Here is a 12,650-nt window from a genome sequence, read left to right as displayed (position 1 = left end):
TCAACAGGTACGCGTACATTGGAAGTCATTTCCAATAACTTCGTCAAGCCTAGGTACGGCACGGGCGTGTCGGGCGAAATTGGTACTCTCCGCCGGTGCCGACCGCTCCGTCCCCACTGCCCGACAGCGCCGCGACCGACCGGCCGGTGACCAGCGACCGTCCCCGGGGCCGGCTCAGCGGCCCGGCCGGGTGGCGCGCTGACCTGGTCGTCGCGGTGGTCGCGGTGGCGCTCGCCGGCTGGGTCACCAGCGGCCTGTGGGCCGGACCGGACAGCCGGACGATCACCGTCAACTCCAGTGACCAGGCGCTGTTCGAGTGGCTGCTGAGCTACGGCGCGTACGCGTTGACCCACGGCGAGAACCCGCTGTTCACCTACCTGCTCAACGCCCCGGACGGGGTGAACCTCGCGGTCAACACCTCGATCACCGTGTACGCGGTGCTGTTCGCGCCGCTGACCTTCCTGATCGGGCCGCCGGCGACCTTCCTGGTGATCCTCACCCTCAACCTGGCCGGCACCGGTTTCGCCTGGTACTGGCTGCTGTCCCGGCTACCCACCGGCGACGGCGGCGCGCCGTTCGTGCCGTCCCGGCTGGCCGCCGCCGTCGGCGGGCTGTTCTGCGGATTCGCGCCGGCGATGGTGTCGCACGCCAACGCCCACCTCAACTGGACCGCCGGCTGGCTGGTGCCGATCATCGTCTGGCGGGTGCTCGCACTGCGCGGGCGTCCCGGGGCCCGGCCGCTGGCCCGGGGCGGCTGGGCACGCAACGGCCTGATCCTCGGCGTAGCCGTCGCGGCGGCCTTCTCGATCGCCGCCGAGGGCCTGTTCTTCACCGCCCTGGCCTGCGGCGTGTTCCTCGGCGTCTGGGCGCTGGACCGCAGCCGAGCCGCCGAGGTCCGCGACGCGCTCCCCCGCCTGCTGCGCGCCCTGGCGGTGACCGCAGCGGTCGCCACCACGCTGTTGGCGTACCCGTTGTGGTTGCACTTCTTCGGCCCGCAGGTGTTCCACGGCACCGGGTTCGACGCCCGGGTGCACAGCGAGGACCTCCTCGCCTACGGGGCGTTCCCGGAACGCTCGCTGGCCGGGGTCGCCGGGCTGGGCACCGGGCTGGCGCCGAACGAGACCGAGGAGAACAGCTTCTTCGGCGTACCGCTGCTGGTGTTGACCGTCGGCTGCCTGGTGCTGCTCTGGCGGGCCGCCGATCCCGGCCGGCGAGCCACCCTGCGGGCCCTCGCCGTCACCGTCGCCGTGTTCGCGGTGCTCTCCCTCGGCCCCCGGCTGAAGATCGGCGGGACGATCACCGACATCCCGCTGCCGTACGCCCCGCTGGCCGGCGCGCCGGTGTTCAACGCCGCGCTGCCGGCTCGGCTGGCCATGGTGGTCACCCCGGTCATCGGCATCCTGCTGGCGCTGACGCTCAGCCTGCTACTCACCCGCCGGGCCGCCGGGCAGGCGCGGTACGGCCGGTGGTGGGCCGCGGCGTTCGTCGCGGCGCTGCTGCCGCTGACCCCGGCCAGTCTGCTCACCGTCGAACGGGAGCCGATCCCCGACTTCATCGCCTCGGGTGCCTGGCGCGACCACATCAGCCAGGGTGGGGTGCTCGCCCCGGTACCGTTCACCCTCGACGTGCTCCCCGACGGTCAGCGCTGGCAGGCGTACGCGTTCGCGCACCGGCAGGGCGAGTTCGCCATCCCGTCCGGCTTCTTCCTCGGCCCCGGCGGGCCGGACGGCCGGGGCCGGATCGGGCCGGTCCCTCGGGCCACCGACGGGCTGCTGCACGAGGTCGCCCGCACCGGCGTGGTCCCGCCGATCACCGACGCCGACCGGGCCGCCGCCCGCGCCGACCTGCGGTACTGGGATGCCGAGGCGGTGGTGCTCGCTGACCGGGTGCACGGCGCGAAGTTCCCGGTCGACGCCGAGGCCCTGCTGACCGCGACCACCGAGTTGCTCGGCCCGCCACAGCGGGTCACCGACGTCTGGCTCTGGCCGGCGCCGGAGGGGGGCTGGTGAGCCCGCCGCCCCGGCGTCCGCCACGGTGAGCCGGGCCACGGACCGGCCCGACCGGCCGGTAACGGACTAGGCTGGACGACGTGACCAGCACCGTTTCCCGCCTGCGCGGGGTCCGAGCCGGAGTCGTCGATTACCAGACCGCCTGGCAGGAGCAGCGTCGACTGCATGCCGCGGTGGTCGCCGGTGAGGAGCCGGACACCGTGCTCCTGCTGGAGCATCCGAGCGTCTACACGGCCGGCAAGCGCACCGAGCCGTGGGACCGCCCGGTCGACGGCACTCCGGTGGTGGACGTCGACCGGGGCGGCAAGATCACCTGGCACGGCCCGGGGCAGCTGGTCGGCTACCCCATCGTCCGGTTGCCGGAGCCGATCGACGTGGTCGCCTACGTACGCCGGGTCGAACAGCTGCTGATCGACGTGTGCGCCGAGTTCGGGCTGGCCGCCACCCGACTCGACGGGCCGAACCACAGTGGAGTCTGGGTGCCGGCCGACGACCGTGGACCGGCGCGCAAGGTGGCGGCGATCGGCATCCGGGTGGCCCGGGGGGTCACCCAGCACGGCTTCGCGATCAACTGCGATCCGGACCTGACGGCGTACGACCGGATCGTGCCGTGCGGTCTGCGCGACGTCGGTGTCACCTCGCTGAGCGCCGAACTCGGCCGGCCGGTGACCGTCGCCGAGGTGCTGCCGGTCGTCGAGCGGCACCTGCCTACTCTCGGGTGAGCCAACTCACCCGGTGAGCGGCGCCCGCGCGGTCGCCTGGCCGCCCGGTCGGGCACCGGCCGGCGTAGGCTGACAAGGGTGACCATTGCTCCGGAGGGACGACGCCTGCTGCGCCTGGAGGTCCGCAACGCCGAGACCCCGATCGAGCGGAAACCCCCGTGGATCAAGGTCAAGGCCAGGATGGGGCCGGAGTTCACCGAGCTGCGTGGGCTGGTGCAGCGGGAAGGGCTGCACACCGTCTGCCAGGAGGCCGGCTGCCCCAACATCTACGAATGTTGGGAGGACCGGGAGGCCACCTTCCTCATCGGTGGAGACCAGTGCACCCGGCGCTGCGACTTCTGTCAGATCGACACCGGCAAGCCGGCCGAGTTCGACGCCGACGAGCCCCGCCGGGTCGGCGAGTCGGTCGCGGCGATGGGTCTGCGCTACGCCACGGTCACCGGGGTGGCCCGCGACGACCTGCCCGACGGTGGTGCCTGGCTGTACGCCGAGACCGTCCGGCAGATCCACGCGCTGCAGCCCGGCTGCGGCGTCGAGTTGCTGATCCCGGACTTCAACGGCGACGCCGGCCAGCTCGACGAGGTGTTCGCCGCCCGACCGGAGGTGCTGGCCCACAACGTCGAGACGGTGCCCCGGATCTTCAAGCGGATCCGCCCCGGCTTCCGGTACGAACGCTCGCTCGACGTGCTCACCCGGGCCCGCACGGCCGGCCTGGTGACCAAGTCCAACCTGATCCTCGGCCTCGGCGAGGAACGCTCCGAGGTGTCACAGGCGCTGCGCGATCTGCACGCCGCCGGGTGCGAGCTGATCACCATCACCCAGTATCTGCGCCCGACGCCGCGACATCACCCGGTGCAGCGCTGGGTCAAGCCGGAGGAGTTCGTCGAGCTGCGCGAGGAGGCCGAGCAGATCGGCTTCTCCGGGGTGATGAGCGGCCCGCTGGTGCGCTCGTCGTACCGCGCCGGCCGGCTCTACCAGCAGGCGTTGCGCCAGCGCGAGGCCCAGCCGCTGGCCGGCTGACCGCCCGGTGAACGGCTTCGCCCCCGGCAACTAGACTCCCTCGCATGGCGAAACCCCAGGAGAAGGTGTCGTTCGGCCAGCGGCTGAAGCAGATCGGCATGGTGTTCTCGTTCACCGCCAAGCGCGACAAGTGGTTCGTCCCGCTGGCGGTGGCCGCCGTCGTGCTGCCGCTGGCGGTCACCGTGCCGGTGTCGCTGGCCTTGGGGTGGATGTGGCTGCCGGTCGGCATCCTGGTGGCGCTGCTCGCCGTACTGATCGTGCTGAACCTGAGGTCGAACACGGCGATGATGAACGTCGCCGAGGGCCAGCCGGGTGCGGCGGCCTCGCTGCTGGAGAACATGCGTGGTGACTGGCGGGTGACGCCCGCGGTCAGTTCGACTACCCAGATGGACATGGTCCATCTGGTGATCGGGCGGCCCGGGGTGATCCTGCTCGCCGAGGGCAACCCGCAGCGGGTCCGAGGGCTGCTCGGTCAGGAGAAGCGGCGGCTGGCCAAGGTGATCGGCAGCGCGCCGCTGTACGACTACGTGATCGGCACCGACGAGGGTGAGTTGTCGATTCGCAAGATGCGTACGACGTTGATGCGCTTACCGCGCAACCTGACCGGCAAGGACGTCAACGCGTTGGACAAGCGGCTGACCGCGTTGTCGGCCCGGCCGCAGTTGCCCAAGGGCGCCATTCCGAAGAACATGCGCCCACCGAAGGGCGCGTTCCGGCAGACCCGGGGCCGCTGACCGCCAGTCGCCGCCAGTCCGGTCCGGGTCGCGGGCCGGGCGGTGCGGTGGTGGGTCAGCTGGGGACGGCGACGACGACCGATCCGGCGGCCCGGTCGTGCAGACCGCGCCGCCGCTCGTCCATCACCAGGGGCGGGATCACCAGGGCCAGCAGCAGTCCGCGCAGCAGTGCCCGGGGTACGCCGATCCGGCCGCCGTCGGCCGAGACGCACCGGATCCGGGCCAGCCACATTCCCGGGGTCTGGGCGAACAGGCCGAGGAAGATGCCGTACTCGGCGATCAGCACCACCACCGGTGGCCAGCCGGACCGGGCCGGGTCGGCGAAGAGGCTGGAGATCAGCACACAGAGTATCCAGTCAATCACCAGGGCGCCGGTGCGGCGAAGCAGGCTGGGCACCTCGGCACCCGACCCCGCCGGGCCGTCCGTCGCTCCGCCCGCAGCCGCGTTTGCGCTTGCCGCCACGCTGCTCCTCCTTCCGATACCCACGAACGGCCAGACTAGTCTGGGCCGTCTGCCGTATCCTGCGGGGGACGATTGGTCGGGATCACGCTCCGCACGGGACGTAACACGGCGGAAACATTAGGGACATGGTGGGGCAACCCCGCGGCCATAGCGTCGCGACCAGCATAGCCATCAGTGCGACGTGCCAGGAGGACGTGTGTTCGCCAATCCCGAGGAACTACTGCGGTACCTCAAAGACGAGGGCGTGAAATTCGTCGACGTACGCTTCTGTGACCTGCCCGGCGTGATGCAGCACTTCAACTTGCCGGTCGAGTCGGTCGACGAGGACATTTTCACCACCGGCCTCGCCTTCGACGGGTCTTCGATCCGTGGTTTCCAGGCGATCCACGAGTCGGACATGCTGCTGCTGCCGGATGTCGCCACCGCCTTCATCGACCCGTTCCGGATCGAAAAGACGCTGGCGCTCAACTTCTTCATCCACGACCCGTTCACCCGGGAGCCGTACTCCCGGGACCCGCGCAACGTGGCCAAGAAGGCAGAGGCCTATCTGGCGGCGAGCGGCATCGCCGACACCGCCTACTTCGGCCCCGAGGCGGAGTTCTACATCTTCGACTCGATCCGCCACGAGACCTCCGCGAACCAGGCCTACTACTACATCGACTCCATCGAGGGCTGGTGGAACAGCGGTCGCGAGGAAGAGGGCGGCAACCGCGGATACAAGACCAACTACAAGGGCGGCTACTTCCCGGTGCCGCCGGTCGACCACTACGCCGACCTGCGTGACAAGATCGTCCGCAAGCTGATCGACACCGGCTTCACCGTGGAGCGGTCGCACCACGAGGTCGGCACCGCCGGCCAGGCCGAGATCAACTACAAGTTCTCCACCCTGCTGCACGCCGGCGACCAGCTGCAGCTGTTCAAGTACATCGTGAAGAACACCGCCTGGGCCAGTGGCAAGACGGCGACCTTCATGCCGAAGCCGCTGTTCGGCGACAACGGCTCCGGCATGCACACCCACCAGAGCCTGTGGCTCAACGGTGAGCCGCTGTTCTACGACGAGACCGGCTACGCCGGCCTGTCGGACACCGCCCGCTGGTACATCGGCGGTCTGCTGAACCACGCGCCGTCGCTGCTGGCCTTCACCAACCCGACGGTCAACTCGTACCGCCGGCTGGTGCCCGGCTTCGAGGCGCCGGTCAACCTGGTGTACTCGCAGCGCAACCGGTCCGCCTGCACCCGTATCCCGGTCACCGGCAGCAACGCCAAGGCCAAGCGGGTCGAGTTCCGGGTGCCGGACCCGTCGGCCAACGTCTACCTGGCCTTCTCGGCCATGCTGATGGCCGGCCTGGACGGCATCAAGAGCAAGATCGAGCCGCCGGAGCCGATCGACAAGGACCTGTACGACCTGCCGCCGGAGGAGTGGGGCAACGTCAAGCAGGTGCCGGGTTCGCTGCCGGCCGTGCTGGACTCGCTGGAGGCCGACCACGACTTCCTGCTCGAGGGTGGGGTCTTCACGCCGGACCTCATCTCCACCTGGATTGACTGGAAGCGGTCCAACGAGGTCGACCCGGTCCGTCTGCGGCCGACCCCGCACGAGTTCGCGATGTACTTCGACTGCTGAGACTGATCAAGGCGCTGACCTGGATCAACAGGATTGCCACTGATTCTGGGTCCAGGTTGGGTACAACCTCACGAACGGCGGTCATGCCGGGCTCACAGCCGGCGTGGCCGCCGTTCCGCGTTGGCCGAGCGCGCCGTCAACGAGCAGCCGGGTTCGGTCGAGCACCGACACCCAAGAACAGCAGGCGTGCGGCCCGGCCGACGACGGTCCGTATCGTCATCGACTTCGACCGCGTCGCAGCCGTCGGCCAGGTGTGGACGCAGCGTCGCCGCTACAGCATTGCTACGTGGGCGAGGCGGATGAGGCCGGCTCGTATTCGTTGCTCGCCGAGTTCTGGCAGGAGTGCGGCTACGTGTTCAGCGCCCAGGGCGGCGAGCAGGGCGTGGGCGGCGTGTTCGGGGTCGGGCGTGCCGTCCAGCAAGATCGCTGTGTGGCGGTGCCAGAACCGGTAGGCACCAATCCGGTACCGGGCACCCGGTACCGCCGTCTCCGACATCCTGATCAGGGCCAGGTGTTCCAGCAGGTAGTCGAGGTAGGCGTTGATGAACGCGGCCAGGCGCTCGCCGGCCGTGGCGCCGGGGCCGATGGGCGGTGGGCCGTGCAGGATCGCCTCCTGTAGCACACGCTCCCGGCTGTCCAGGAGCGCGGCGGCCAGCCCGGACTTGTCACCGAAGCGCCGGAACAGTGTGCCCTTGCCGACGCCGGCGGCTGCCGCCACCTGGTCCATGGATACCGCTTCGACGCCGTGTTCGGCGAAAAGTCTGCCTGCCGCCTCCAGCACGGCGGCGCGGTTACGTGCCGCGTCTGCTCGCTCCTTGGGCTGTGGGGTACGCAGGAGTTCCAACGACGTTGCAGAACCGGACTGCAGTCCGGTAACATGGCGAGACACAAGCGGACTATAGTCCAAATCCATCGGAGGTAGTGGTATGACCGCACTCGTCAGCCGCGACGAGCTGAAGACAGCCATCGATGCGGGCACCGTGACCGTGCTGGACACGCTGGGCGGCGAGTACTACGCCAAGCAGCATCTGCCCGGCGCCATCGAACTGGTCCTGGCCGACGTGGAAGCCCAGGCGCCCGCCCTGCTCCCCGACCGCGACGCCGCGATCGTCACCTACTGCTCCAACCCGGCCTGCCCGAACAGCGGACAGGTCGCCGACCGGCTCACCGCTCTCGGCTACACCAACGTCCGGAAGTACCGCGAGGGCATCCAGGACTGGGCAGAGGCCGGCCTCCCCACCGAGTCCGCCTGACCGCTTCCAAGGGAAGGCAACGCCAGACCTGCCTTCCCTTGACGGTCGCAGGCGATCGTGCCGGATCGAGAATCCGCCAAGCACCCAGAGGCACAGACAGCATGGACGGCGCCCACCGGCTTTGGCCCCGCCACCGGCCGCCAATCATGGCGTCGACATGCGGCAGCACCGGGCTCGTGCCCGAAACCTTCCACCCTTACGCCACTCCACCTGCAATCTTCCGCCGTCCTGCCTTGCCGGTCAGCTCGCGGCGGAGCGCCGGGCGGACCGAACCACCCGCACCACCAGCACGACGATCAGCGCGCACATGGCCACGGTGCCCGGTGCCTTGGTGAGCGCGGCAACCCCCGAACCGTCCGGCAGGACCAGGAAACCGGCGACCGCCACCGGCAGCAGGAACCACCCGGTGCGGTACGCGGCGACGGCCAGCAAGGCCAACGGCCAGCTGAGGTACCACGGGTAGACGACCGGCGCGGCGAGCACCGTGGCGGCCAAGGCCAGCCCTGCTCCGAACACCACGGTCCCCCGGTCCCAGGTCGCCGGTGGGTTGGCGGGCTCCGCCACCGGCACCGCCCGGCCGTCCGGACCTCGCCAGCCGGCCAACGGACCGCCGCCGCGCCACACCCGCCACCACAACCACACCAGGAAGCCGGCGAGCAGCACGAGGCCCACCACGCGGACCGCCCCGACCGCGTCCAGCCGCACCCCGACCAGCCGCGCCAAGTAGTCGATCAGCAGCCCGACGGCGGTCGGCGGTGAGGTCCACTGCCGCGAGTCACCGCTGTGGGTCAGCCCCGCCACCCAGCCCAGGCCGAGCCCGGACAGCGCGGTGGTGGCCGCGACCGCGCCGACCACCCCCGCCACCACCAGCGCCCCGGCCCGGACCAGGGCGGCCGGCCGGCGCGGCCCGGCCACCGCGAGTATCGCCGCGAACGGCACGACCACCAGGGCCGTCGCCTTCACCGCGACAGCCAGCCCGAGCAGCAGCCCGCCGACGACGGCCGCCACGGCGGGCCGGCGGGCCGATCCGGCGGCGATCACCCACAGCGCAGCGACCAGCAGACCGACCATCAACGCGTCGTTGTGCGCACCCGAGACCAGGTGGATCAGCACCATCGGGCAGCCGACGGTCAGCCACAGCGCCCGGCCGGCCGGCAGACCGCACCTGGCGGCCAGACCGGGCAGCGCAACCGCCATCAGCACCAGCCCGGCCACGGCGGTCAGCCGCAGCACCAACAGGGTGCCGGCCAGGCCGGCACCGACCGCGACCGCCAGCCCGGCGAGCCAGACGAACAGCGGCCCGTACGGGGCCGGGGTGTCGCGCCACAGCGGGGCGACCGCGTCGACCCAGGGACAGCCCTGACCGGCCACTCCGGAGTACGGGTCACCACCGTCGCGCAGGATCCAGCCCTGGCAGGCGTACGAGTAGACGTCCCGGCTGCCCAGCGGCGGTGCCACCAGCAGCGGCACCACCCAGAGGCCGACGGTGGTCGACGCCCACCGTACCGACGGCACACCGTGCCGGGCCGACCACCAGGCCCACACCATCGCGCCGGTGCCGGCGGCCCAGGCGACCACGCTGAGCACGCCGGTTCCGCTGGTGAAGACCGCCCAGCCGGCGGCCGGCGGGTCGGGCAGCGCGCCGCCCAGGCCGGCGGCGACCGCGAGGGCGACCGCGCCGGCCAGACCGACATAGCGGATGAGGTGGTACCGCGTCCCGGGGTCGCCGGAGCGGTCAGGCACCGAGGACCCGCTCCGCCGCAGCCCGGCAGCGGCGGGCGGTCCGCAGGTAGTCGTCGAGGAACTGGCCGGGGTCGGTGCCGCCGAGCAACCGGACCACGCCGGCCAGCTCGGCACCGTGCCGGGGCAGCTGGTCGGTGGCCCGGCCCCGGACCAGCATCAGCGCGTCGCGGACCCGGGAGGCGAGGACCCATCCGTCGCGCAGCGCGGTCGCGTCAGCCCGGTCGACCAGGCCGGCGTCGCGGGCCGCAGCCAGCGCGACCAGGGTACGGGTGTCGCGCAGCGCCGGCACCGCGTGCCCGTGCCGCAGCTGGGTCAGCTGCACCGCCCATTCGACGTCGGCGAGCCCGCCCCGGCCGAGCTTGGTGTGGGTGGCCGGGTCGGCACCGCGCGGCAGTCGTTCGGTCTCCACCCGGGCCTTGATCCGGCGGATCTCGATGACGTGCTCCCGACTCAACCCGCCGGCCGGGTAGCGGACCGGGTCGGCGACGGCGACGAACTCCTCGCCAAGCGACGGGTCGCCGCAGACGAACCGGGCCCGCAGCAACGCCTGCGCCTCCCACACCTTTGCCCACCGGGCGTAGTACTGGGCGTACGCCGCGAGGCTGCGCACCAGCGGCCCCTGCCGGCCTTCGGGGCGCAGGTCGGCGTCCACCCCGAGCGGCGGGTCGGGAGCCGGCATGCCGAGCAGCCGGCGCAGCTCCTCGGCGACCGCCCGGGCGGCGGCGCTGGCCTCGTCGTCGGCGAGGCCGGGCGGCGGGTCGTAGACGAAGAGCACGTCGGCGTCGGAGGAGTAGCTCATCTCGTACCCGCCGAGGCGGCCCATGCCGATGATCGCGAACCGCAGACCGTCCGGTGGTGGCACGGTCTCGACCGCGACCCGCAGCGCGGCGGCGAGCGTGGCGTCGGCCACCGCGGACAGCCCGGCGCCGACGGCGGCCACGTCCAGCCGGCTCCGGGCCTCCCGCGCCGGGGCCAGCGCGCCGGCCCGGTTGAGTACGTCAGCGCAGGCCAGCCGGAGCAGTTCGCGCCGGCGCAGGGCCCGGACGGCGCGGACCGCCTGGACCGGGTCGGGCGGCTCGCCGCCACCGCTGCCGAGGTGGCGGGCGGCCGCGGCGTCGAAGCCGGCGCGCAGCACCGCCGCGTCGCGTGGGGTGAGCTCGGCGTCGGAGGCCAGCATCCGCAGCGCCTCGGGCTCGCGGGCCAACAGGTCGGCGGCGTACCGGGACAGCCCGAGGGTACGGGCGAGCCGGCCGGCGACCAGACCTTCGTCGCGTAGCAGTCGCAGATACCAGGGGGTGCTGCCGAGCTTGTCGGAGACCTGCCGGTAGCTCAGCAGCCCTCGGTCCGGCTGGGGGGCGTCGGCGAACTCCTGCAGCAGCACCGGCAACAGGGTGCGCTGGATGGCGGCGGTCCGGGAGACGCCGCCGGTGAGGGCCTCCAGGTGCCGCAGCGCCCCGGCCGGGTCGGCGAAGCCCAGCACCTCGAGCCGGCGCCGGGCGGCCTGCGGGGTCATCCGCAGCGACTCGGCCGGCACCCGGGCGACGGATTCGAGCAGCGGCCGGTAGAGCAGCTTGGCGTGCAGCCGGCGTACCTCGGTGGCGTGGCTGACCCAGTCGGCCCGGAACGCCTCGACGACGTCGGTGCCGGGGGTCGAGGCGTAGCCGAGGGCCTGGGCGAGCCAGCGCAGCGCCACCGGGTCGGCCGGCACGGTGTGGGTGCGGCGCAGCCCTTGCAGTTGCAGCCGGTGTTCGACGCCGCGCAGGAACCGGTAGCCGCGCAGCAACGCCTCGCCGTCGGCGCGGCCGACGTACCCGCCGGCGACCAGGGCCCGCAGGGTGGGCAGCGTGCCGGGGGCCCGCAGCGTCTCGTCGACCCGACCGTGCACCAGCTGCAGCAGCTGGACGGCGAACTCGATGTCGCGCAGCCCGCCGGGGCCGCGTTTGATCTCGCGTTCCAGCTCGCGGGGCGGGACGTTCTCGATGATCCGGCGCCGCATGGCGCGCACGTCCTCGACCGCCTCCGGACGCTCGGCGGCGTGCCAGACCAGCGGCGACAGCAGCCGGATCCACTCCTGCGCGAGGTCCCGGTCGCCGGCCGCCGGCCGGGCCTTGAGCAACGCCTGGAACTCCCAGGTCCGGGCCCACCGCTGGTAGTAGGCGAGGTGACTGGTGAGGGTACGGACCAGCGGCCCGCGGTTGCCTTCCGGGCGCAGTGCGGCGTCCACCGGCCAGGCCACCAGCCCGCAGATGTGGATCAACCGGGTGGCGACGGTGGTGGCGACCGTCAGGTCGGCGTCGTCGGCGGCGACGAAGATGACGTCCACGTCGGAGACGTAGTTCAACTCGTTGCCGCCGCACTTGCCCATCGCCACCACGGCCAGCCCTGGCGGACCGCTGCCGTCGGGCAGCTCGGCGACGGCGATGTCGTACGCGGCGCACAGGGTCGCGTCGGCCAGCGCGGACAACGCCGCCATGGTCTGTTCCAGACACCGTCCGCCGGTCAGGTCGGCCGCCGCGATCCGCAGCAGGGCGAGCCGGTACGCCCGGCGCAGCGCGGTGATCGCCGCCGCGCCGACCAGCGGGGTCGACGCGGCGTCGGCGGTGACATCGGCGTCGGTCGGGGCCTGGGCGGCGACGACGTCGAGGGCACCGTCGGCGGTGGGTGCCACCCCGTTCTCGGTGGCGAGCACCGACCACTGGTCCGGGTTGGCGACCAGGTGGTCGCCGAGGCTGGACGAGGCACCGAGGACGGCGATCAGCCGCCGGCGCAGCCCTGGGTCGGCGTGCAGGGCGTCGAGCACCGGCGACCCGCCGGCACCGTTTCCACCGCTACCGCCGTTGCCGGTGTCGCGCCGCTGCGCCTCGACGAGCCGGTGCAGCTGGCGCAGCGCCAGATCGGGGTCGGCGGCCCGGGACAGCGCGGTCAGCAGTTCGGCGGCCGGCGGGTCGACCGGCTGCTGCGCCTGCACCTGCCACAGCCCGAGCCCGTCGGGGCCGAGCAGGTCGGCGGCCCGGACGGTGTCCGTACCGCTGACGTCGAAGCCGTACCGGGCGAGCCGGCCGGTGGCACTGGTCGGTCTGGTCAT

General features: G+C 72.2%; 10 protein-coding genes. 6 read left to right on the top strand and 4 right to left on the bottom strand.

The features are described from left to right. The first annotated feature begins 146 nt into the window (after positions 1 to 146). From ACFHWT_RS01405 to ACFHWT_RS01390, 4 genes are all read left to right on the top strand, one after another. The gene (locus ACFHWT_RS01405) at positions 147 to 2,009 is read left to right on the top strand and encodes a DUF2079 domain-containing protein (protein WP_416592894.1); all 1,863 of its coding nucleotides are present in this window, start codon (positions 147 to 149) and stop codon (positions 2,007 to 2,009) included. An 80-nt stretch (positions 2,010 to 2,089) separates the two neighbouring features. Beyond that, positions 2,090 to 2,731, top strand: coding sequence for a lipoyl(octanoyl) transferase LipB (gene lipB, locus ACFHWT_RS01400; RefSeq protein ID WP_416592757.1), 642 nt, complete (start codon positions 2,090 to 2,092; stop codon positions 2,729 to 2,731). Positions 2,732 to 2,809: 78 nt separating this feature from the next. After that, entirely contained in the window at positions 2,810 to 3,751 is a 942-nt protein-coding gene (gene lipA, locus ACFHWT_RS01395; protein ID WP_416592756.1) for a lipoyl synthase, read from the top strand. Positions 3,752 to 3,795: 44 nt separating this feature from the next. Next, on the top strand, positions 3,796 to 4,485 hold the full coding sequence (locus tag ACFHWT_RS01390) for a DUF4191 domain-containing protein (protein ID WP_416592755.1): 690 nt from the start codon (positions 3,796 to 3,798) through the stop codon (positions 4,483 to 4,485). A 55-nt stretch (positions 4,486 to 4,540) separates the two neighbouring features. Here ACFHWT_RS01390 and ACFHWT_RS01385 read toward each other — a convergent pair whose 3' ends face one another. Then, positions 4,541 to 4,882 (bottom strand): RDD family protein, encoded by a 342-nt coding sequence (locus ACFHWT_RS01385; protein ID WP_416592893.1) that lies wholly within the window; start codon positions 4,880 to 4,882, stop codon positions 4,541 to 4,543. A gap of 262 nt (positions 4,883 to 5,144) precedes the next feature. Here ACFHWT_RS01385 and glnA point away from each other — a divergent pair, with 262 nt between their 5' ends. Beyond that, complete coding sequence (gene glnA, locus ACFHWT_RS01380) at positions 5,145 to 6,569, top strand: type I glutamate--ammonia ligase (RefSeq protein ID WP_416592754.1); 1,425 nt, start codon at positions 5,145 to 5,147, stop codon at positions 6,567 to 6,569. Between the two features lie 271 nt (positions 6,570 to 6,840). Here the strand turns inward: glnA and ACFHWT_RS01375 are convergent, their stop codons facing one another. Continuing rightward, positions 6,841 to 7,482, bottom strand: coding sequence for a TetR/AcrR family transcriptional regulator (locus ACFHWT_RS01375; protein ID WP_416592753.1), 642 nt, complete (start codon positions 7,480 to 7,482; stop codon positions 6,841 to 6,843). A gap of 13 nt (positions 7,483 to 7,495) precedes the next feature. Between ACFHWT_RS01375 and ACFHWT_RS01370 the strand changes: the two genes are divergently transcribed. After that, positions 7,496 to 7,822, top strand: a complete 327-nt coding sequence (locus ACFHWT_RS01370; protein ID WP_416592752.1) for a rhodanese-like domain-containing protein — start codon at positions 7,496 to 7,498, stop codon at positions 7,820 to 7,822. 240 nt (positions 7,823 to 8,062) lie between these two features. Here ACFHWT_RS01370 and mptB read toward each other — a convergent pair whose 3' ends face one another. After that, positions 8,063 to 9,565 (bottom strand): polyprenol phosphomannose-dependent alpha 1,6 mannosyltransferase MptB, encoded by a 1,503-nt coding sequence (gene mptB, locus ACFHWT_RS01365; RefSeq protein WP_416592751.1) that lies wholly within the window; start codon positions 9,563 to 9,565, stop codon positions 8,063 to 8,065. Next, the gene (locus ACFHWT_RS01360) at positions 9,558 to 12,650 is read right to left on the bottom strand and encodes a bifunctional [glutamine synthetase] adenylyltransferase/[glutamine synthetase]-adenylyl-L-tyrosine phosphorylase (RefSeq protein ID WP_416592750.1); all 3,093 of its coding nucleotides are present in this window, start codon (positions 12,648 to 12,650) and stop codon (positions 9,558 to 9,560) included. Before ACFHWT_RS01360 ends, mptB begins: the two co-directional genes overlap by 8 nt.

The organism is Micromonospora sp. LOL_021, assembly GCF_048060215.1.
GTDB lineage: Bacteria > Actinomycetota > Actinomycetes > Mycobacteriales > Micromonosporaceae > Micromonospora_E.
This window is presented reverse-complemented; position numbering and strand designations above follow the sequence as displayed.